Source organism: Paenibacillus sp. HGF5 (assembly GCF_000204455.1).
Taxonomy (GTDB): domain Bacteria; phylum Bacillota; class Bacilli; order Paenibacillales; family Paenibacillaceae; genus Paenibacillus_AQ; species Paenibacillus_AQ lautus_A.
This window is the reverse complement of sequence record NZ_AEXS01000019.1, coordinates 89,892-111,526: the sequence shown is the minus strand read 5'-3', so window position 1 is coordinate 111,526 and position 21,635 is coordinate 89,892. Positions and strand designations below refer to the sequence as shown.

General features: G+C 52.4%; 23 protein-coding genes and 1 pseudogene. 17 read left to right on the top strand and 7 right to left on the bottom strand.

The window, feature by feature from the left end; translation table 11 throughout:
* Window positions 1-45: 45 nt before the first annotated feature.
* From HMPREF9412_RS03285 to HMPREF9412_RS03265, 5 genes are all read right to left on the bottom strand, one after another.
* Window positions 46-1,665, bottom strand: coding sequence for a response regulator transcription factor (locus HMPREF9412_RS03285; protein WP_009589907.1), 1,620 nt, complete (start codon window positions 1,663-1,665; stop codon window positions 46-48).
* Window positions 1,640-3,427 carry a cache domain-containing sensor histidine kinase gene (locus HMPREF9412_RS03280; protein WP_009589815.1) on the bottom strand — a complete coding sequence of 596 codons (1,788 nt, stop codon included), beginning with the start codon at window positions 3,425-3,427 and terminating at the stop codon, window positions 1,640-1,642. The genes HMPREF9412_RS03285 and HMPREF9412_RS03280 overlap by 26 nt, the downstream gene beginning before the upstream one ends.
* A 163-nt stretch (window positions 3,428-3,590) precedes the next feature.
* A complete protein-coding gene (locus tag HMPREF9412_RS03275; protein ID WP_009589859.1) occupies window positions 3,591-4,427 on the bottom strand; it encodes a carbohydrate ABC transporter permease in 837 nt (278 codons plus the stop codon).
* Complete coding sequence (locus tag HMPREF9412_RS03270) at window positions 4,424-5,389, bottom strand: carbohydrate ABC transporter permease (protein ID WP_009589829.1); 966 nt, start codon at window positions 5,387-5,389, stop codon at window positions 4,424-4,426. The genes HMPREF9412_RS03275 and HMPREF9412_RS03270 overlap by 4 nt, the downstream gene beginning before the upstream one ends.
* Window positions 5,390-5,604: 215 nt before the next feature.
* The gene (locus tag HMPREF9412_RS03265) at window positions 5,605-6,498 is read right to left on the bottom strand and encodes an AraC family transcriptional regulator (protein WP_009589784.1); all 894 of its coding nucleotides are present in this window, start codon (window positions 6,496-6,498) and stop codon (window positions 5,605-5,607) included.
* Window positions 6,499-6,667: 169 nt separating this feature from the next.
* Between HMPREF9412_RS03265 and HMPREF9412_RS03260 the strand changes: the two genes are divergently transcribed.
* Both HMPREF9412_RS03260 and HMPREF9412_RS03255 read left to right on the top strand, forming a co-directional pair.
* Entirely contained in the window at window positions 6,668-10,006 is a 3,339-nt protein-coding gene (locus HMPREF9412_RS03260; RefSeq protein ID WP_009589948.1) for a DUF5107 domain-containing protein, read from the top strand.
* 98 nt (window positions 10,007-10,104) lie between these two features.
* The gene (locus HMPREF9412_RS03255; protein ID WP_009589971.1) at window positions 10,105-11,079 is read left to right on the top strand and encodes a hypothetical protein; all 975 of its coding nucleotides are present in this window, start codon (window positions 10,105-10,107) and stop codon (window positions 11,077-11,079) included.
* 22 nt (window positions 11,080-11,101) lie between these two features.
* Here HMPREF9412_RS03255 and HMPREF9412_RS03250 read toward each other — a convergent pair whose 3' ends face one another.
* Window positions 11,102-11,854, bottom strand: coding sequence for an MBL fold metallo-hydrolase (locus tag HMPREF9412_RS03250; RefSeq protein ID WP_009589790.1), 753 nt, complete (start codon window positions 11,852-11,854; stop codon window positions 11,102-11,104).
* Window positions 11,855-12,061: 207 nt separating this feature from the next.
* Between HMPREF9412_RS03250 and HMPREF9412_RS03245 the strand changes: the two genes are divergently transcribed.
* The 12 genes and pseudogenes from HMPREF9412_RS03245 (at window position 12,062) to HMPREF9412_RS31915 (ending at window position 19,706) form a co-directional block, all read left to right on the top strand.
* Window positions 12,062-12,853, top strand: a complete 792-nt coding sequence (locus HMPREF9412_RS03245) for an ABC transporter ATP-binding protein (RefSeq protein WP_036671129.1) — start codon at window positions 12,062-12,064, stop codon at window positions 12,851-12,853.
* A gap of 38 nt (window positions 12,854-12,891) precedes the next feature.
* Complete coding sequence (locus HMPREF9412_RS03240; protein WP_009589937.1) at window positions 12,892-13,977, top strand: winged helix DNA-binding domain-containing protein; 1,086 nt, start codon at window positions 12,892-12,894, stop codon at window positions 13,975-13,977.
* Window positions 13,978-13,997: 20 nt separating this feature from the next.
* Complete coding sequence (locus tag HMPREF9412_RS03235; RefSeq protein WP_009589834.1) at window positions 13,998-14,441, top strand: DinB family protein; 444 nt, start codon at window positions 13,998-14,000, stop codon at window positions 14,439-14,441.
* Window positions 14,442-14,490: 49 nt separating this feature from the next.
* A pseudogene (locus HMPREF9412_RS03230) lies at window positions 14,491-14,829 on the top strand (YrdB family protein).
* 273 nt (window positions 14,830-15,102) lie between these two features.
* Complete coding sequence (locus tag HMPREF9412_RS03225; RefSeq protein ID WP_009589998.1) at window positions 15,103-16,017, top strand: Gfo/Idh/MocA family protein; 915 nt, start codon at window positions 15,103-15,105, stop codon at window positions 16,015-16,017.
* A 146-nt stretch (window positions 16,018-16,163) separates the two neighbouring features.
* A complete protein-coding gene (locus HMPREF9412_RS03220) occupies window positions 16,164-16,640 on the top strand; it encodes an NUDIX domain-containing protein (protein ID WP_036671128.1) in 477 nt (158 codons plus the stop codon).
* A 19-nt stretch (window positions 16,641-16,659) separates the two neighbouring features.
* Entirely contained in the window at window positions 16,660-17,073 is a 414-nt protein-coding gene (locus HMPREF9412_RS03215) for a VanZ family protein (protein WP_009589876.1), read from the top strand.
* A gap of 244 nt (window positions 17,074-17,317) precedes the next feature.
* Window positions 17,318-17,605: a hypothetical protein gene (locus tag HMPREF9412_RS03210; RefSeq protein ID WP_009589954.1), complete on the top strand. Its 288-nt coding sequence runs from the start codon at window positions 17,318-17,320 to the stop codon at window positions 17,603-17,605.
* A 56-nt stretch (window positions 17,606-17,661) separates the two neighbouring features.
* Window positions 17,662-18,066, top strand: coding sequence for an RDD family protein (locus tag HMPREF9412_RS03205; protein ID WP_009589894.1), 405 nt, complete (start codon window positions 17,662-17,664; stop codon window positions 18,064-18,066).
* A gap of 50 nt (window positions 18,067-18,116) precedes the next feature.
* Window positions 18,117-18,647 (top strand): hypothetical protein, encoded by a 531-nt coding sequence (locus HMPREF9412_RS03200; RefSeq protein WP_254663988.1) that lies wholly within the window; start codon window positions 18,117-18,119, stop codon window positions 18,645-18,647.
* Between the two features lie 2 nt (window positions 18,648-18,649).
* Entirely contained in the window at window positions 18,650-19,315 is a 666-nt protein-coding gene (locus HMPREF9412_RS03195; RefSeq protein ID WP_368072369.1) for an HAD family hydrolase, read from the top strand.
* A 109-nt stretch (window positions 19,316-19,424) separates the two neighbouring features.
* Window positions 19,425-19,706, top strand: a complete 282-nt coding sequence (locus HMPREF9412_RS31915) for a hypothetical protein (protein WP_009590007.1) — start codon at window positions 19,425-19,427, stop codon at window positions 19,704-19,706.
* 36 nt (window positions 19,707-19,742) lie between these two features.
* Here HMPREF9412_RS31915 and HMPREF9412_RS03185 read toward each other — a convergent pair whose 3' ends face one another.
* Entirely contained in the window at window positions 19,743-19,919 is a 177-nt protein-coding gene (locus HMPREF9412_RS03185) for a hypothetical protein (protein ID WP_368072368.1), read from the bottom strand.
* Here HMPREF9412_RS03185 and HMPREF9412_RS33630 point away from each other — a divergent pair.
* The 3 genes from HMPREF9412_RS33630 (at window position 19,839) to pyrE (ending at window position 21,604) form a co-directional block, all read left to right on the top strand.
* A complete protein-coding gene (locus HMPREF9412_RS33630) occupies window positions 19,839-20,012 on the top strand; it encodes a hypothetical protein (RefSeq protein ID WP_368072370.1) in 174 nt (57 codons plus the stop codon). The two genes, HMPREF9412_RS03185 and HMPREF9412_RS33630, sit on opposite strands and share 81 nt — an antisense overlap.
* A 183-nt stretch (window positions 20,013-20,195) precedes the next feature.
* Window positions 20,196-21,074, top strand: coding sequence for an HAD family hydrolase (locus HMPREF9412_RS03180; RefSeq protein WP_009589769.1), 879 nt, complete (start codon window positions 20,196-20,198; stop codon window positions 21,072-21,074).
* Window positions 21,071-21,604 carry an orotate phosphoribosyltransferase gene (gene pyrE, locus HMPREF9412_RS03175; protein WP_036671106.1) on the top strand — a complete coding sequence of 178 codons (534 nt, stop codon included), beginning with the start codon at window positions 21,071-21,073 and terminating at the stop codon, window positions 21,602-21,604. The genes HMPREF9412_RS03180 and pyrE overlap by 4 nt, the downstream gene beginning before the upstream one ends.
* Window positions 21,605-21,635 lie beyond the last annotated feature (31 nt).

The following is a 21,635-nucleotide window of genomic DNA, read 5'->3' as shown; positions in this document are numbered from 1 at the left end:
GGGGGGCGAGATGCTCAGTCGCCAGGAGTAAACGGGACTATCCGTTTAGGCTTTGTGGAACTCGGTGGGACTGCGTCCGGTATGCTTTTTGAACAGGGTGGTAAAGTACGGAACATTCCGATAACCGACCCGCTCGGCGATTTCGGCGATCAGCAGCTTTTTCTCGAGCACCATGCTCTTGGCTTTTTCCATTCGCACCCTGGTTAGATAATCGCCAAAGGTTTCACCTGTAAACTGGCGGAATAAGGTGCTGAGATAGTTTTTGGAGATATAGACCTGGTCGGCCACATCCTGAAGATGGATGTTCTCGGCGTAATGCTCATGAATGTATTGGATGATATAATCGACCGTTTCCTTATGCTTGAGGTTTTCATTCGGCGTGTAACGCGAACAGATTCGGTTCACTTTTTCCGCTATCCATGCCTTCCACTGCTGGGCATCTTCCAATTGCCCCAGTTCTTTGGTCAAGCCTGTAAGGGATATCTCATCGTCGAGCCGGATGCCGGACTCGTACAGGGTAAAGGAGAGGATGGCAAACAGCTGCGTTCCGATGGCGGCAAGCTCGTCGGGCTGGAGCTGAGCCGCGCCGCTGTCCTTGCGGAAGAAGTCGTCCAGCGCCAGCAGCGCTCTGGGCTCGTCAAAGGTCCGCACGGCGTCGGTCATCTCCTGGAAAAATCGCACCGGCCGCACGTTCCGGGGTGCCGTATGCCGGAAGCCGCCTTCGTTATATACGTAGACACAGGGAAGGGCGACATCCGGTTCGCGACGCTCGGCGAGTGCTTGAAACGCTTCTTCGGTGGAGTCGGAGATGGCAAGCCAGTCGTCCTTGCGAAGACCGGCGCCGATGTGCAGCTTGACCTTGAGGAATCGATGCACGGACGAAATGATTCGCCCTGCCAGCGCCAGAACTTCCGAGCGGAACGCTTCCGTCGGCCAGGAGAGGGGCTTATACAGCAGCAGTGCCATATGGTGACTATGCAGCTCCAGGAAATAGCTGCGCAGCCCGTCCTGCCCGGCCAGCTCCTCCACCGTGTTGCCTACGGCGAAACGGAACAGGTGCCAATCCCGGACGGAGATGCCTTCCATGCGTCCCTGCCGCTTGATTTCCAAGGCCAGCATCATGAATTGGGCATTCTTCCACCCGAGCCGCTCCAGCATACGGGAGGGATCCGTCAACGGGGAGGAAGTCCCTCCGGTGAGGACGGATTTGACCCATTCCCTTTCCAGATACGGCTCATACTCCATGAGTTGGTTTTGAAGCTCCCTCTCCCTGTCTTCCAGCGCCCGGCGTTCCGCAAGCTCGCGGGTGACGCGCTGCAGCACCTCGCGGATCGTGGTCGGTGAGGCCGGCTTGGGCAAATAATCGTCGACCTGTAACCGCAGCGCTTTACGAGCGTAGTCAAAATCCGAGTACCCGCTCAAAATGATGATTTTGCCGGTGTACTGCTGCTTACGGAGCTGTTCGATCATGTCGAGGCCGTTCATGACCGGCATATAAATATCCGTGATGACGATGTCGGGTTGGCTTGCTTCAATCAGGCTCAGTCCTTCTTCGCCATCCATGGCCTCCCCGGCGGGCCTTACTCCGAGCTGCTCCCAAGGGATCAGCCGAGACATGCCGCCAAGCACTTGCCGGTCGTCATCCACGATTGCGATGGTCCACATGTATTCTTCCCCCTTCGTGATTGCGCTGCTGATTCAGCTTGGGCCAATAGATCTCCGCTTCGGTGCCTGGCGCATCGGTACGGTTGCGAAGCGAAACGCCAAAGGGCGGGCCGAAAAAAACCTGAATGCGCTCGGTGACGTTGCGGATGCCGTATCCGCCCGTCGGATGGCGTTTTCGCGTTTTCCAGTCTTTACGCAGCCCGATGCCGTCGTCCCGAATCCAAATCCGGATGCCTCGGTCTTCTACCGCACAAGTCAGATGGATCTGGCCCTGGCGTCTGCCATGAAAACCATGCATAATGGCATTTTCCACAAAGGGCTGCAGGGTCAGCTTCGGAATCATCAGATGCTGTACTTCCTTCGGGCAATCGATGTGCCATTCCAATCCTTCGCCCCACTTGAACTGTTGGATTCTCAGATAGCAATCAACATGCAGAAGCTCTTCCTGAATCGGAATCATGGATTCGCCGCCCGACAGGCCGATGCGAAACATCTGCCCCATCAGCTCGAGCACGCGGCTGATCTTCTCCTGGCCGGCTTCAAGCGCCATCCAGTTCAGCTGATCCAGGGTGTTGTAGAGAAAATGAGGGTTAATCATCGCTTGAAGCGCCTTAATCTCCGCTTCGCGCTGCGCTTTATACTGCTGCTCCAGCGACTGATACAGCGTTTCGATCCGCTCGGTGAGCTTGCGGTAGCCGCTGAACAGGCTGCCGAATTCGTTGCGGTATTCCGTCGGCAGCGGCTGCCCGCGCTTCCCTGGATTGAACGCCTGCATCAGCTGAACCAGCCTCCGGATCGGCCGTGTGAAATTCCGGGAAAGGAACAACGTGAAGAATAGGGACAGCAGAATGGCGGCGGCTCCCACCACGGCCATTGTCCACGCCAGGCGGACACTCCCGCTGGTGATTTCCTTCCAGGGCGTAAGCTCCACCAGCATCCAGCTGCCCGGGGACGTCCGGGACCACACGGTAAGCATGTTCTTCTCCGGCAGTGAGCCGGCGGCGGCCAGCAGCTGATGCGCATGGCCGGTGTCCCCGCTGACCCGCTCCAGGATGGCATTGATTTCCCCGGGCGGCGGAGCAATCCGGGTGTGCATGATCATCCGGCCGCCGGAGTCGAGCAGCAGCCGGCTGGCCGAGGAGTTGTCTTCCGTCAGAATTTCCCGCAGAAATTTAACCCGGACATTGATAATCAGAATTCCCCGGTTCACACCGTCCAGCGTTGTGATTTTACGGACAAAGCTGATCACCTGCTGTTTTCCCTGCGGCGAACCGACCTCCCGCTGGCCGATCCAGAGAAAATCGGATTTGTCGACGGCCGGATACCAGCTCTCCCGGCTGGCCGAGGCGAGCGGGAGGTACTGAATGTTGGCGTTGGGATCGACCTGAAGCGGATCGCTCATATAAATCTGAAAGGAAAACATCGAGCGCGAGCTGTTCAGCATCGGCGCCAAATAATCCCGGTTCAGCTCGTCCCTGGCCGTCTTGCGTTCATAATAATCTCCTTTCATCGTTACATAGTTGACCAGAGGCGAGTTGATGGACACGGCGAGCGAGGTTTGCTCCACAGCGCTCATCTGGTCGGTAAGCTGTTTGTTGAGCTGCTGCAGCACCGCCTGTTGGTACTTGGAGGCGCTGTCCGCCTGCTCATCTGCTGAGAACCGATAGCTGACAATCATCATAATCGTGATGAGGATCGCGATATAACCGGCAAAGCTGAAGAAAAAAACGTAATCGATGCGGAACGTGCGAAACGGATTCATGCGTTTTCTCCTTCCTTTGGAAGTCATGAGGACACAGCATTCGCAATGCTGCCTCAATGCCCATGATGGCGGAAGCCGGATGATCGCGATTGCCCGGCTTAACCGTTACCTGAAGAAGAGCTGGAAATAACGCGGCACAGCTATCCGTTTACCGCTCTGAACCTTAACCTTTCAGCCCGGATGTGGCGATCCCTTCCACGAAATGCTTTTGCGCCAGAAAGAAAATGATCACCGGCGGCAGAACGGAGAGCAGGGATACGGCAAGCAGCTGCCCCCACGGAACGGCCGACTGGGAGTCGATGAACATCCTGAGCGCGAGCGGGACGGTATACTTGTCCACGGTGTTCAGATAAATCAGAGGCCCAAAGTATTCGTCCCAGCCCCAAATAAACGAGAAAATCGTAACCGTGATGAGTGCCGGCAGGGTCAGCGGCATGATGATGCGCAGATAAATGCCGAACCAGGTGCAGCCGTCGATTTTTGCCGACTCATCAAGCTCCCGCGGAATGCCGCGGATGAACTGGACAATCAGGAAAATAAAGAACGCTCCGCCCATGGCCGACGGGACGATCAGCGGCAGATACGTATTGATCCAGTCGAAGGAATGGAACATCGTATACTGCGGGATGAGCGTGACTTGTCCCGGAAGCATCAGGGTCATCAATAGGATGGAAAACCATAACCCCTTCAGCGGAAAGGACAGTCTCGCGAAGCCGAAAGCCACCAGGCTGGCTGAAATGACGTGTAAAATCGTGGTCGCCACGTTGAGCTTGAGGCTGTTCATAAAGAAGCGTGTAAAGGTATACTTGGGCAGCGCCATCCAGCCTTCCGTATAATTTTGCCACAACCATACTTTTGGGAACAGAGTGGGCAGACTGATTTCCGGCGTCGATTTGAAGGAGGCACCGATCCACCAAAGCACGGGATAAAACATCACAAAACAGAATGCGATCATCAGCACATGGACCAGCCAGTTTTGTTTTTTATGAGCACCTGTCATTTGCGGCCCTCCGTTTCGGTTTCGTAGAAGACCCAGTATTTGGACGCGATAAAATTAAGGGCCGTGGCGATGCCGATGATAACAAGCAGTATCCAGGCCAAGGCCGAGGCATAGCCCATCTGCAGTGATCCGAAGGCTTTGTTGTACAGGAACAGGGCAAACATCTCGGTTGAATTGACCGGTCCTCCATTCGTGACCACAAAAGCCGAAGTGAACATTTGGAATGCGTTGATGATGCCCATGATCAGATTAAACAGGATGACCGGGGATAACATGGGCAAGGTAATCCGGATGAACTTGCGGAGCGGAGAGGCCCCGTCCACGGAGGCAGCCTCATACAGCTCGCTTGGGATTTGTTTAAGACCGGCAAGGAAAATAATCATCGATGAACCGAACTGCCAGGCCGTCAGCAGCACCAGGGTGCCGAGGGCGGTGGAGGGGGTGCCGATCCAGTTTTTGGGGGCGATTCCGACCCATATCGCGAGCTGATTAATGAAGCCGTTCAAGCCGAAAATATTGCGCCACAGCACGGCCACCGCCAAGCTTCCGCCGATCAGGGACGGCAGGTAAATGATCGTCCGGTAGAAGGATATGCCCCGGATGTTCCGGTTCAGCAGCAGGGCTACAACCAGCGCGACCAGCAGTTTCAGCGGCACGGAAGCGATCACGTACAGAAATGTCACCTTCAGCGAATTGAAGAAGAGCCGGTCTTGAGCGATATCCTGGTAGTTCTCGAGCCCGATCCAGCGGGCCGGCTCCAGCAGCGAATACTCGGTGAAGGATAGATAGAAGGACTGGATAATGGGCCACAGCTGTAAAATAAGAAAGCCCAGCAGCCAGGGGGCGATGAACAGGTAGCCGGCTATCGGCGCGTTCCAGCGCCCTTTGAGTGTTTTGGCAACCGCTTTCATGCCCTTGTACAGTCCGGCCTTGTCCGACGACTGTACCGTTTGTGCATTCATGATTAATCACCTCTCGCCTATTGATAGCTCCCATTGTATCCTGATGGAAATCGGGCCTGTAGGCGAAAGATGCACAAATTCTTTCATTATTGAATGATTAAGGAGCGAGTTCGGGAGAAAGTGCAGGGGCATGGTCCCTTCGAGGAAACGACGTCAAAAAAGAACAAGCAGCGACGTTACGAATAACGCGCTGCAGCTAAGAGGCAATAAGGGGCCTACCCCTTCCGGGTATCTCGGTATTCGGAAGGGGATTTTCCCATGATTTTTTTGAACAGCCGCGAGAAGTAGTAGGGGTCCTGGAAGCCGAGACGGTGGCTGATCTCCTTGACGCTCTGGCCGGTCAGGTCCAGATGCTGGCAGGCTCGCTGGATTTTGAGCCGCAGATAGTAATCAATGGGGGAGTAGCCCGTCGCTTCCTTGAACCGGAAGGTGAAGTGCGGAATGGACAGATTGGCGTAGGCCGCCAGCTCCTTCAGGCTCACATGGCCCTCCAGATGCTCGGTCATGAACCGAAGCGTCTGCTCCATGTCATGCTTATTATGCTGATCCTGCCCCCGCTGCGGTTGGAGCCGGGCGAGGCGGATGACGGCCGCCAAGTGGCCGGCTAACTGCGAGACATGGATGATATGGTTGAGCGTATACCCTTTTTGCAGCAGCTCGTAACTTTCCTGAAACAGCTCCACGATGCTCCTTGATTGGTCGACCGGAACGATGGCGGGTTCGGCTGCGCCGGTAAAGCCCTCGAACAATAAACCTGCATGCGTCCCTTTCATGTGCCACCAGTAAATGCTCCAGGGATGAAACTCCGATGAAGCATATTCATGCGGCGTATCCGGCGGGATGACAACCGCCTGCCCCTTGAGCAGAGAATAGGTTTTGCCGCCGTTCAACCGGTACCAGCCTTCCCCCTCCACGCAGTAGATTAAGATGTACGCGCCACTGCCCTCCGGGCGTTCCCTGTAGTGATGAAGCGCACGCGGAAAGTATCCGATGTCGGTTATGTGCAGCGGTTCAACAAGCGGATGGTGGGCAGCCTCCTTCATAATATGATCCGGGAGGACAATGATTTTCTGGGACTCGAATCCGTCTGGTTTTCGTATGGTATCCATAGCTTTACTATGAATCGGGACGGCAGCCTTGTCAACCTGATGGAGGGCAAGATAATCAGAATATAATCCATCATGAACATGATATCGTCAATGGCTCTGCGTGCAGACGTGCTTATAAAATAGAGACATGAAGCAGCCAATGCTGATATCAATGGAGGGATGACGAATCATGACAAAACAGCTGCAAGTGAGCGTTCGGGAAGAGACCGTGGAGATTCCCACGTATGAAGTGGGGAAGCCGGACCTGAACCCGATGTTTTTGGAGAAACGGGTATATCAGGGGAGCTCGGGGCGTGTCTATCCGCTGCCGGTCATCGATAAAATTTACGATGAGAAAGTAGTGAAGCCCTACCGGATCATTTTCCTTGAAAATGAGTACGTGCAGATTCAGATCATGCCGCAGATTGGCGGCCGCATCTACCGGGCTATCGATAAAACCAACAACTATGATTTTGTATACCACAATCAAGTGATCAAGCCGGCTTTGGTGGGCCTTGCGGGTCCATGGATATCCGGAGGGATCGAGTTCAACTGGCCGCAGCATCACCGGCCGAACACCTTTGGCGAGGTGGAGTGGAGCTTAACGGATCACCCGGATGGCAGCAAGACGGTATGGGTCGGCGAGATCGACCGGATGTACGGCACGAAGGTGTCTACCGGCTTCACGCTGTATCCGGGCAAGGCGTATCTTGAAATTCAGGCGCAAATGTACAATCGGACTTCGGAGCCGCAGACCTTTCTGTGGTGGGCGAATCCGGCCGTAGCGGTCAACGATCATACCCAGTCCGTATTTCCGCCGGACGTTCATGCGGTGTTCGACCATGGGAAGCGGGACGTGTCCAAATTTCCGATTGCAACCGGCACGTATTATAAGCAGGACTATTCGGCGGGCGTCGATATTTCCATGTACCGCAACATTCCCGTTCCGACCTCCTATATGGCCTATCATTCGGATTACGATTTCGTCGGCGGATACGACCATGGCTTGAAAGCGGGAATTCTGCATGTCGCCAATAAACATATATCTCCCGGCAAAAAACAGTGGACGTGGGGGCACGGCGAATTCGGCCAAGCCTGGGATCGCAACCTGACCGACGAAGACGGTCCGTACATTGAGCTCATGACCGGCGTGTATACCGATAACCAGCCCGATTTCACCTGGCTGGCGCCGTATGAGGAGAAAAGCTTCAAACAGTACTTCATGCCCTATAAAGACATCGGGCTGGTGAAGAACGCGTCCATTGACGCCGCCGTAAATCTCGAAGTTCACGACCATAAGGCCGTTGTCCATGTCTATGCCACCTCGGTTAGGGAAGGGGCTCGCATCCTGGTGACCGGAGCGGGACGCACCTATTTGGAACGGAAAGTCAAGCTGGCGCCGGCCGACACCTTCCAGGCCGAGATCGAACTTGATCCCGGCGTCAGGGAAGAAGATGTGCGGGTGGCGGTATTCGCTGCGGACGGCAAAGAGCTGGTCGCTTACCAGCCCAAGCCGCGTACCTTGGAGCGAACGCCGGACCCGGCTACGGCAATTGGCAAGCCGGAGGAGCTGAAGAATACCGAAGCGCTGTTCTTGGCAGGGCAGCATCTGGAGCAGTATCGGCACGCAACCTATGAACCGGAAGCCTATTATGTGGAAGGTCTAAGGCGCGATGCGGGAGACGCAAGGCTGAACAATGCCTATGGTTTGCTCCTGCTGCGCAGAGGGTGCTTTACGCAGAGTGAGGTTTATTTTAGAAAAGCCATTGAAACCTTGACCCGCCATAACGCCCGGCCCTATGACAGCGAACCGTTCTATCATTTGGGCAAAGCCTTGAAGTGGCAGGGACGTTTGGATGAAGCGTACGCTTATCTGTACAAATCGGTCTGGTCGGGGGCTTGGCAAGGGGCCGGCTATCTCGCTATAGCCCAGATTGCCTGCGAGAAGCAGGAATATGAGGAGGCGTTCGAGCTGATCGAACGATCCCTGGCTGCCCAGTACCGTAATTATAAGGCGCGGCATCTCAAGAGCGTTGTCTTAAGAAAGCTGGGACGCTTGGCGGATGCGGAGTCATGGCTTGAGGAAACGCTCAAGCTGGATCCCATGGATGCGGGTGCGATGAACGAGCTGGCAGCCGTATATCAAGAACGGAATCAAGGGGACAAGAGCCGGCATGTTTACGAATCGCTTGCCCAGCTCTTGCGCGATAATCCGCACAACTATATCGCCATAGCTCAGGACTATGCGGATGCAGGCCAATATGGCGACGCTTTGAATGTGCTGCAGCGCCTCGAACGCCGTGCGGCATCTGCCGTCTATCCGATGGTTTATTACTACCAAGGCAGTGCACTCATGAAGATGAACCGGGCGGAAGAGGCATCCGCTTGCTACCGATTGGCCTCGGAAGCCGATCCGTCGTACTGTTTCCCGAATTCCCTGCATGACTACGTGACGTTAAAGCTGGCGCTCAGCATACAGCCGCAGGATGCGAAGGCGATGTACTACTTAGGGAATCTGCTGTACGACAAGAAGCGTTACGATGAAGCCATAAGCAGTTGGGAAGCTTCCGTCGCTCTGGATGGCAGCTTCGCTACGCCGCATCGGAATCTGGCGCTCGCTTACTATAACAAGAGGCAGGACCGCGATAAAGCATTGGCATCCCTGCAAATCGCCTTCTCGCTGAATCCGGCGGACGCCAGGGTCTTCTACGAGCTGGACCAGCTGTATAAAAAGCTCGGTCATGCTCCGGCCGATCGCTTGAAAGGGATGGAGGAGCACATGGAGCTGGTCGAGCAGCGTGACGATTTATATCTGGAATATTTGACGCTGCACAATACGCTGAATCGTTATGAGGAGGCATTGGCATTGATTCTGAAACGCAACTTTCACCCATGGGAAGGCGGCGAGGGCAAGGTTCCGGCCCAGTATGTGTTGGCCCGGGTGGAGCTGGCGAAGCAGCTGCTTCGGGAGCATCGCTGCGAGGAAGCCATAGAGCAGCTCCTTACTGCCAAGCAATATCCGCTCAACATCAATGAAGGGAAGCTCACGGGAGCGCAGGAGAACAACATCGACTATTACCTGGGCTGCGCATACGAAGGGCTCGGCCGGTCCGAAGAGGCGGAGGCGTACTTCATGAAAGCCTCGGAGGGGCTGGATGAGCCGGCCAGCGCGATGTATTACAACGATCAGCCGCCGCACATGATTTTTTATCAAGGGGCCGCGCTGCGGAGACTGGGCCGAGAGAATGAAGCCCGCAGCCGGTTTAACAAGCTGATCGATTACGGGGAGAAGCATATATTCGAGCCTCAGAGCATCGATTACTTTGCCGTATCGCTGCCGGACTTTCTGGTGTTTGATGAAGATCTGGACCGAAGAAACGAAATTCATTGCCGCTACATGATGGGGCTTGGGCATCTTGGTCTCGGTGACCGGCAGTCCGCGGAGAAGCTGTTCCGCGAGGTGCTGCAGCTGGAGTCTCACCATCAAGGAGCTGCGTTGCATTTGTCGCTTTGCAAGAGGTTGACGTAAGAGATTGACACTTCCTTCTCAAGGGCCGTTATGAACGGTCCTTGAGCATTTGTGCATTCCGGGTAATGCCTTGACTACAACGGAGGAGGATGACGAAGATGATCTGGAGCAAAGGGATGCTGGATGGATATGAGGTTTGGACAGGGCGCACGGAGGTGATGGAGATGGTCCTGGTGCCTGAACTCGGAAGCAGGGTCATCTCGCTTCGCAATCGAAAGACTGGCCGGGAATGGCTGGTGCAGCCTGCTGGAGCTCTGGAAACGAACGGGTATGCAAGCTCCTTTGGACAGCGGGACGGCAGCGGGTGGGACGAAATGTTTCCAACGATCAATGACTGCCGGTATCCCGCGTATCCATGGGAAGGAACGGAGCTTCCGGATCATGGCGAGGTCTGGTCCATTCCATGGAAGGCGCACACCGAGGAAGAACAGCTGCACTGCAGCGTGCAGGGAATCCGAATACCTTATCAGCTGCGCAAAACCTACTCCTTCCCCCGTGAAGATACCCTACGGATCGATTATGCCGTTCATAATCCGTGTCCGTTCCCGTTCTGTTTCCTGTGGGCCGCGCATCCGTTGTTTCAGATCGATGAAGGCGCAGAGATTATCGTTCCCAACGAGCTGAGGGAGATCATCGTATCGTACTCGGCGAACGGTCGATTGGGAGAATCCGGCGATATTCGGAAATGGCCGCAGCCATGGGATGAAAAGCCCCATATCCGCTTGAATCGAACCGAGAGCAGGCTAGAAGCATCGGCGGAGAAGTTTTATTTTGCTGGCGAGCTGCCGGATGGGCAAGCTTCCATTTACGATCCGGTTGCGGAAGAAGGACTCCGCATGACGTTTCCTAAAGAGCAGGTGCCTTATTTAGCGATTTGGGCGAACTATGGCGGCTATCAGGGACAGTACCATCTTGCGCTGGAGCCTGCGACGGGGCTGCTCGATGATCTCTCGTATGCCATGCATCGTCAGGCAGCGGCCGAAGTGCCGGCCGGCGGCACGTATACGTGGCACCTTGAGATTAGCTGGATCGACGGACAGAAGAACGAAAGAAGTGAAGTGAGGTCTTCTTGATCGACAGTGGACCGACAAACGCTTAAACATAAGCCAATTCACGAATGCGCTGGTTGGGATTGTCCGTAAATAACCCGCCGTGGTAACAGATCACGTTGCGGATGTCATAGTGGGTGAGCTTCTGCAAGGAGAGCCGGGCTAACGCCAAATCGACAGTGGCTGCCGGATCCGGCCCGATCAGTTGTCCCTCCCTGACGTTCAGCGCATCCGCGGCAATCAGGGTTTTGCTCGGTATATGGTATAAGCTGGTGTGGCCGGGGGTATGGCCCGGCGTCTGGATCGCGATGATACCGCCGCCAAACGGCAGCTCTTCGCCGTCGCGCAACATGCGGTTCACGGGTGACGTGGGCGGGTTCTCCAGCATGTGTTTAAACGCGTTCCTCCAATCCAGCGGCACGTTATCCGGCAGCGAAGCCAGCGCTTGCGCGATAGCCTCGGGCGATAATTTGACAAGCCTTGTATCGCCTTCGATATAAGGCTTTTCGATTTCGCTGGCGTACACTTCCGGGGCTTGTTTGCAGTGCTGGATGATAGCTGGCAAACTGCCGATATGATCCAAATCCTGGTGTGTTATAATAATTTTGCTTACATCCTGAACAGAAAAGCCGCAGTCCGATATCTGCTCCTGAATCAGCGGGAACTGGCCGGGATAGCCGGAATCGATAAGCACCAAATTCTGATGATCCCAGAGGAATGTCGGGTGGATCGTTTCGATGCGTCCCATCATGGCTGCGGAAATTTTCAGCATGGCAATGCCTTGATCGATTAGTAGCATGTTTACATACCTCCACTATATAGGAATGTCTTCTCCCAAATTCAATCTCCAGAGAAGAACGAGCAGAAGTAGATTATCAAATCAATGAGCCTAGCTGATCACAAGGCTGGATTTCATCTTTTTATTGAGGAATATGTAATTGCTGGTATAATCCTTGAAAAGAGAAACGAAATGGCGCAGCAGATTGAAGAAGGAGAGGGAGCAGCAATGAGCAAGATGATTGAACTGGATGACGTAACCTGGAGAAGGGAGCAAAAGACCGTTCTTACAGGCGTGGATTGGACCGTGCAGCAAGGGGAGCATTGGGCGGTGCTCGGACTGAACGGCTCCGGGAAGACCACCATTTTAAATATGATTAATGGTTACATCTGGCCGACCAGCGGTACGGTTTCGGTGCTCGGGCATCGTTTTGGCAGGGTGGATTTAAGAGAATTGCGTAAATCGATAGGCTGGGTCAGCTCCTCGCTGCAGGAAAGAATCCGGCCGAGCGAATCCACGCTAGATGTCGTGATTAGCGGCAAACACGCCTCGATCGGCCTATATCAGAAGGTGGATGAAGCTGACCGGGAACAGGCCGAGCAGCTGATGAAGGATTTTAATTGTATTCATCTGCTGGGTCGTACATATGAAACTTGTTCGCAAGGGGAGAAGCAGAAGCTGCTGATCGCTAGGGCCCTTATGGCTTCTCCAAGGCTGTTGATACTGGACGAGGCCTGTAACGGACTGGATTTTCTGTCGAGGGAAGCGCTGCTGTCCAGCATTACGGCTCTGGCTTCAAAACCCGATGCGCCGACCTTGCTGTTCGTTACCCACCATATCGAAGAAATCCTGCCGATCTTCTCACACTCCTTGCTCATCCGCCGGGGCACTGTCTTCCGGAAGGGGCGTTCCCGTGACATGCTGACCAGCGGCAATTTGACCTCGTTCTTTGAGACGCCGGTCGAGGTGAGCTGGCAGAATGATCGGGCCTGGATGTCCATTCCGGATTTGAAATCATAGCTTTTCGACGAAACAATATTCATGGCCTGGGAGAGTGTATGGATGTGCTAAGTCAAACCATAGCGAATCAACGGCTCTACAATCAGCGCATAACAGGGATGAAGCATGTGAGCCCGGTAGAAGTTGTAAGAGAATTAGGCGCTGTTCAGGCACAGGATTACCACCAAGCGGTATGGGGAATCGGTCTACGTGCGCAGTCCGCCAAACTATCCGATGTGGAGCAGGCCCTGAACGATCGCAAAATCGTGCTGACTTGGCCGATGCGTGGAACGATTTTCTTCGTGCCTGCCGAGGATACCAAGTGGATGTTGAAGCTGACGGAATCGCGTTTTCTTACGAATGATAAGAAGAAGCAGGCCGAACTTGAGCTTGACGGAAGTACGCTCCATCGGTGCAGGACGCTAATCAGCGATGCGTTGAGTGGCTGTACGCCCGTATCCCGTCCCAGACTAATGGAGCTGCTCGAGGATGCGGGGATCAGCACCAAGAATGGACGCGGCTACTACATTCTCGGATATTTGGGACGGACCGGCATGATCTGTTTCGGCCCGCATGAAGGCAAACAGCAAAGCTTCGTGCTGCTCGATGAGTGGGTCCCGAATTTAAGGGAGCTGACGCTAGAAGAATCGCTGGCAGAGCTTGCGCTCCGCTATTTTACAGGACACGGGCCCGCAACGGTTCAGGATTTTGCATGGTGGGTCGGATTGACGCTGACGGACGCTAAACGAGGCTTTGAGGCAGTCAAATCAGATCTTCGTTTAGATTTTGTCAACGGCACGGAATACTGGAGCTCTGTTGCTGGGTCGGCCGCGTCCGCTGATACGGATTCGGTGGTTCTGCTTCCGGGTTTTGATGAATATTACTTGGGGTACAAGGATCGCAGCGCAATTATCGAGTCAGAGCATGATGCCCAAATCGCTCCCTTTCGCAACGGGATTTTCCAACCCATCATGGTCGCTGGAGGAGAAGTGGTCGGTATCTGGAAGCGGGAGATCAAGCGCAGCGGCATCGAAATCACGTTAAGCCCGTTCTCTCCGTTGGGCCATCGAGAAGAGGCGTTTCGGGAGGCGGCTAAGCATTACAGTGATTTCATGGGCCTGCCGATTACACGAATAGAATCATGAACGAGAAGGAGGAAAAATGCATGGAATCCATTATGAAGCTGGAATCCTTGATTTCTGAAGTAACGGAAATTGTAACGGCAATCGACGAGGTGGAATTCAATCTGAAGCTTACGCCTGATAAATGGTCCAAAAAGGAGATCTTGGGCCATCTATGCGATTCGGCGGTCAATAACCATATCCGGTTTGTAAAAATATTGGTGTCGGACTACCCTATTGCGATTCAAGGTTACGCGCAGAACGATTGGGTCCAGGTGAACGATTATCAGAATCGATATAATCAAGCGGATGTTCTGGTACTGTGGCAGCAGGTTAACCGGATGATTCTGCGGGTCATGCAAAGAGCCGATTCATCCGACTTCCAGAAGAAATGCGTGCTGCCCGATAAAACGGAGGTCACGCTGGAGTGGTTGTTTAACGATTATGTCGATCACCTGCTCCATCATTTGGAGCAAATCGAGCTTTAATGCCTGTAGTATAAATAGGTGCATGACATGAAACGGAAGGTGTTCCTCGATGTTCAAAATACTGAATCTCGCCCTCCGATTTATATTGGAATTGATTTTGTTGTTTTCGATAGGTTACTGGGGCTTCCATTTTGGTTCCGGACTCGTGGCACAGGTAGCTCTCGGGATTGGACTGCCGCTGCTGACAGCCGTCATCTGGGGCATGACCATATAGCCGAAGGCAAAAGTCAAGTTGCCGCTTGCCGTCGTGCTGCTTATTGAATTTCTCATATTTGCGACCGCCGTTGCTTGCCTGATCGACTCTGGTTTTATTACCTTTGCCATCGTGTTCGCTATCGTGGCTATGGCCAACCGCTTCTTCGTGATCAAGTGGAGGATGGAGCCTTAGCATATTGAAGTGCGCATTATACAATTACATAACACATTTATAAGCAAATGTGAAAGGCCGCCTCTCATCTGGTTGACAGATGGAGGCGGTCTTTTAGTATTGGGTCCAGGTGCAGGTTAAAAGACGAATTAAAGTCACGTCCTTTAGTCGTGCAGGATGATATGATGGGTGAAAGAAAAGCCTTTGTCCGGCTGCTGGATATCCTTAGTCATGTAGCGAATGGAAAAGCCAGCGAGATCATCTAAAATGCTGAAGGTAAAGGAGAATGAACTTATGACTATGAAAATCGGTATGATTGGTTTGGATACATCCCATGTTTCCATTTTTTCGAAAATGCTCCATGACAAGTCGCATCCATATCACGTTCCAGGTGCACGGGTGACGGCAGCTTTTCCCGGAGGGTCGCCGGACTTTGAGCTGAGCATAAGCCGGGTGGAGGGGTATACGAAGGAACTCGCGGCATGGGGAACGGAGATATTGGAGAGTCCGGAAGACGTGGCCAAACAGGTCGATGCCGTCATGCTGGAAGCGGTGGATGGAAGGTCGCATCTGTCTTTATTTCGCGCGATTGCTCCTTATTGCAAACAGGTTTTTATTGATAAGCCGTTTGCGGTGAGCAGTAAGGATGCAAGGGAAATTGCCGAATTAGCGGAGCAGTATCAGGTAACCGTTATGAGTTGCTCATCTCTCCGGTATGCGCAAGGATTACAGGATGAATTGGCTCGCGGCGGAGTGGATGATATCATTGGCGTGGATTGCGCGGGACCGCTTCCCCTTCAACCTACGCAGCCGGGATTTTTCTGGTACGGCATTCATACGGCTGAAATGCTGTACCGCGTTCTCGGGCCCGGTTGCGTAAGCGTCCATGTAGCCGCAACGGAGCGGCATGAAGTGTTAACGGCGGTTTGGAAAGACGGGAGAATCGGAACGATACGGGGCAATCGGGCAGGCAACGACCGCTTCGGGTTGACCGTTCATCGCGCGGAGGCCAGCAGCTTCGTGGACATCATGAAGCACCCCAAGCCATATTACGCCAGTCTGCTGGATCAGATTATGAAGATGTTCACGACGGGCGTTTCCGATGTTCCCTTGTCCGAAACGCTGGAGATCGTTCGTTTTCTGGAGGCGGCGAATGTTTCCCGCGAAACGGGAGAAAACGTGAGACTGGATGATAGTGATCGAACGTGAATGATAGCAGAACAAACACGGGATATACTGACTAGCGAGATACTGAGGAAAGGATACATCATATTTCCATATCGGCCGCGTTGATTGTATGATAGACAGATCAAGTACGTTCGGCCGTTTTTTGTAAGCCGGGAGAGGTGGTTATGATGACGTACCACATACGAGTGAGACCGACAGCCTTGGTTCTGAGGGATGAGTCTGTGTTATTAGTCGAGTATGTAGATGAGAACGGATTGCATTATAATTTGCCAGGGGGCGGGGCCGAGCCGGGGGAGTCGATCGTGGAGGGAGCCTTGAGGGAATTGCGTGAGGAAACCACGCTGGAGGCGCAGGTGGGGCCTGTCGCATTCGTGTACGAGTATGCTCCGCATAAACAGTCCAGAGATAACATATCGGGCATCCATACGTTATACATCGTGTTCGAATGTTATCCGCTTGAAGGGTCCTTTCCGAAGCTTCCGGCTGCGCCAGATCCGAATCAAACCGATGTGAAATGGATACCGCTCGAGCAGCTGGACGACATTATTTTGTATCCGAATATTAAGAAACACATCAGACAGTATGCTATGGATCGCAGAAATATTGAAATGATCGAGGATTTTGTCTTGGACAAATATTCGTGAATTGCTGGGGAGACCTGAGATGAAATCCCATATAAGATTAACTGCCCACATTCTCCTTCTCGGCTATACCATGTTGTTGTCTTACTGGATGATCTGGGGATTCGGAAGGATAAAGAAACCGGAATACAGTTACAACCTGGTGCCATTCTCGACGATGGCCAGTTATTTTCCCATTCGCGGGATGGATTCCCTGATCAATATGGTTGGAAATATCGCTGTGTTTGTACCCTTTGGAGTGCTGATTCCGCTTGCATTTCGGGTGGGCTTCCGTAAAATGCTGGGTTTCTTTTTGACCGGGTTATTCTTGCTCGAAATGATACAGTTGATCTCAAGGCGGGGCAGTCTGGATGTGGATGATTTTATGTTGAACTCGATCGGCGTTACCCTTGGTTATGGTTTGCTGGGAGTCGTCAGGAAATGGAGGAGCGGATAGCTGCATATTCCGGCCAACGGCACAATAGTGTATAACAAGCAGAATTGAATGGAATGGCTTCACTACAACGTAGGAGGTCATTCCTTTCTTTTGTATCGCGAATGTTGTTGCGTGTTAAGGTTATTTACTCCTTCGTTTGATGACAACGGCATGGGGAAAAGTGGAAAAACTATTGTTCGATCAAGCACCGAAGCTTACAATGATATCAGGGATTTGGAAAATGTTGTGTGGAAAGAGGCGTTCTATGAACCATAAAGCGATGGGTATGATCTTTATCTGCATATCGGTGTTCTTGTATGGTATGCGGTATCTGGCAGCTGCCATATTCGGATCCAACCTGACGTCATGGAGCAAAGAGATGTTTGATTCGATGTTGACCTATGTAGGCAAAGGCCCGTTGGTATTAAGCTGGATCAGCCTGATTGTCGGCATCTTGTGTTTCTTAGGTCCGAGTATCGGCAGATGGCATTCGGAAGATTTGAATAAGATCAAGAAGAACTGGAAGGAATTCGATCCGCCTCATAACAAATGAAGTGTCGGCAGGAAGTCTTTTTTTTGAGTATGGAGTGAATTTAAGGGGGAGTCGAGATGACCGATAACCAAGTGGCCGGCTTTTGGATCAGGCTAGGAGCCAACATTCTGGATGGACTTATTGTGTCGCTTCCGCTAACGATCATAGCTGGACTTATCACGGGGAATTATGAGAACGAGCCGATCAGTAACTTGATCTTCGGTTTATACGGTATCCTGGTGCCAGTGTACTGGAATGGGTATACGATCGGTAAGCGCATGTGCGGCATTCGTATTCGCAAATTCGATTTTCTTGAGCCGCCGGGCCTCGGGACGATGCTGCTTCGCAACCTCGTGGCGGGAATCGTGTATGCGTTAACCCTTGGAATTGGAATTATTGTGAGCATCTTTATGGTTGCGCTGCGCGAGGATAAGCGTTCCCTGCACGATTTTATCGCCGGTACGGAAGTTGTCTATGACTAGGGAATGAAGGGGTTAACAAGGATATGCGAGAAAGTATCAGCAGAAGGCTAATGCTCACCATGATTGCTGCAATGTTATTGATGGCTGGGTGCCATGGGCAGAGAAGTAATGATTCCAAAGAAGCACAAACTGTGATGGAGGAAGCGCGCAAAGCCGCTGAGATCAAATACATGCAAGTTCCGTACACGCAGCTCCTATATACCAAAACGGCTCCGGAATTCACCTGGGAGCACCGTTCGGTTGAGCACCTTGATCCGGATATTCAACAGCTTTATGATGACGGCATAAATAGAGCTCCCGGCGGATGGGTGCTTAAGGAAACGGATCAGGAAATTTATCTGTTGGTCAGCGGTGGGCAGCTTCCTTCGGCAAAAGGTTTTCGGATTGCATCCTTGAAGATGACCGACCAAAAGATAGGGGATCAAAAGAATCATCTATACATCACTTTAGCTTCATATGAGGATGATGTGACAGAGGGTTACCCCGGCCAGGCAAGCGTCACATCCTTGGTCGCCATACCCAAGTCAGGATTACCTAGCGGAGCAGCCATTCATGGCGTTACCATGACGGGAGTTGATTAGATATCGAGTTTAAGATAAAAGGGATTGTCTTTGATATGGATAACACGCTGCTGCATTCCAGCATTGATTTTGGTGCAATGAAGCGGGATATCTATGCCTTTTTGTGCGATCACAGCATTTTGCCCCCAGGCCTGTCCATGGATACCCATACCACCTCAACCATCATAGCTGAAGCCATGAATACGGGGCAGCTGTCGGAAGAGCTGAGCTGTATGATGTGGGATATTGCCAAGGAACATGAAATCCAAGGAATGATGGGAGCAAAACTTGAAGATGGAGCTATGGAGCTCGTCCAGCAATTACATGGACAGCTGCATCTTGCTATCGTGACGAACAATGCGATAGAAGCAGCGATGACTGCATTAGAAGAGAACCGGATTGCTCATTACTTCGATCTCATTATCGGCAGGGAAGCCATGGGTTTATTAAAGCCTGCATCGGATGGATATATGGCGGTACTCCAGCATTTTTCGCACACTTCGCCAAAGGAGTGGCTCTCTGTCGGAGATGCCTGGGTGGACGGCAAGGCCTCCGAGAGCGCCGGAATTCCATTTATCGCATATCGTGGGGACATCGCGAGAATGAACCGCATGGGAGTTTTTCCGTTTGCCGAGATTCAGGACATACAAGAAGTCGTGGGGTATCTTCAGCCGCGTATCACTAAATAATTTTCGGAGGTGCCAACCCTATGCTGAGTTTTATAAGGGAAATTCCTCAAAAGACTGGGGTCGTTCGCAGAGCCGGTATTCTGTCGGGCATGCTGGCCGAGGTTACGTGATGAGATGGTATTTGTCCCATGTGTCTCTGACATTATTTATCTGCATCACCTTGTTCACGCTGTACAGCTTCATGTTTCCGCCGGAGGCAGGCACTCCCTTACAGGGACTGTCGTATGCGTCGATTCTTCTGTTGTCGCCAGTGGGGATTCTGTTGGCACTCATTAGCATTACTCGTGGTGAACTATCACGAATCGGTATTACAGCCATTGTAGGTCACTCCGTGCTGCTATTATTTCTTTTTCTATTTATGACACTGGGATACCTGATTCTCGGTGTGTAAGGACCAAAGAAAGGGCAAGTCATGCCTACTCTCCGTTCATTCGTTCCCAATGCCTGCAAACAATGTATCCAACACCCGATGTACATACTCATTCTGATCTTCATCGGACAAGGGGAGGCCTAGAAAGTTTAGTTGAAAAGCATATTGATAGCAGCTTCCCAGCAGCATGTCCGCAGCGGATCTCGGTTTAACAAACTCCGATACTCTACCGATTCGCTGCTCCTCGAGCAAATAGGATTCAACGGCCTCATTTGCCCGGTGGGGGCCTTCATTCCGAGCGGTGAAGCCTTCCCGATGCTGCGCTAACAGTCCTGGCTCAGAAATAAACGTACATTGAAGCGAAATAAGCAATTAAGCTTTACCATCTTCATCTCGAAAGTTGTATAATCATGGAAGACGTCTAACTCACACGTATGGCCCAGTCTTGGCATGAGCTATTCTAAGGCTGGGTTTTGTCACATACCGACGGCGAAGGAGGACTGCTTCACTATGAAAAAAAGAGCATATATTACGGATCTCGACGGGACGCTTCTGCGATCGGATCAAACCTTATCACCCTATACGATGAACGTTGTCACGGATGCATTGGAGCGGGACTTGATCGTCACGTTTGCGACTGCCCGCGGTTATATTAGCGCTCAGAGCGTCGTTTCGGATATCCCGTGGAAATACCCCGTGATTCTATATAACGGCGCTTTGATATATGACGGGTCGAATCAAACCGTTGTGGATGGATACTGGCTGGAGCGCGACATTTCGAATGAGATTATCGGCGTTGGGAAAAAGCACGGCATTACACCCTTTTATTTCTCGCTCGATAAGGACCAGCGGGAGCGTGTTCTGCATGAGACGCTGCGCAGAGAGGGAGAGATGACCTTCTATGCCGGCCGCCCCCATGATCCGCGGTTCCTGGAAGTGAAGAACCTGAAGTGTCCGCCGGATTACCGGACATTGGCTCTTACCTACATCGGATTACATGAAGAATTGGAGCCGATTCGGCAAGAGGTCACGGCATTATACGGCGACGTGATTCATGCGCATATGATGCCGGATTATTACATTCGCAACCACTACTTCCTCGAATTCAGCCATGCCAAAGCAAACAAAAGAGGCGGCCTCCAATTATGGTCCGCCCACATGGGGATTGATCTGGAGAACACGGTGGTGTTCGGCGACCACATCAATGATGTCGGCCTGTTCGAGGCCGGAGGCACCCGGATCGCGGTCCGGAATGCGCACGAGACAATCCAGCACCTGGCTGATCATATTGTCGACTCGAATGAGCTGGATGGCGTTGCGCATTATATCGAGGAGCAGATGGAACTGGCGGGAATTAATACGATCATATCCACACTGGGAGGACCATGATGACGTTGAACTTGGCAAAGGAAATCTATGATGTAACCCATTTAACGGGAACCTTTACTTTACGCTCGGGTCAAACGTCTCATGAGTATTTTGATAAATACTTGTTTGAGTCAGATCCCGCTATTCTGGCCCAAGTAGCTGAGGAGCTGGTCGGGCTTATTCCTGAAGATACGGAAGTGTTAGCAGGACTTGAAATGGGGGGAATTCCGATTGCAACTGCGCTATCCTTGAAGTCAGGCACTCCGTCCGCATTTGTAAGAAAAAAAGCAAAGGAATACGGCACCTGCAAATTGGCGGAAGGTTCGGACATTAAGGGTAAACGCGTATGTGTGATTGAGGACGTGGTGACGACCGGAGGACAAATCTTGTTAAGCGTTCACGAATTGAGAGAAGCTGGAGCGGTCGTCGAGCATGTCATCTGCGTCATTGAACGTAATCCGGCAGGAAGACAGAGACTGGAGGAAGCCGGTCTTACTTTGCATTCCCTGTTCAAAATGGATGAGCTTATAGCTGCAGGGAATATTGATTAGGCTTGAGATGAACATTACGAAACATTTCAAC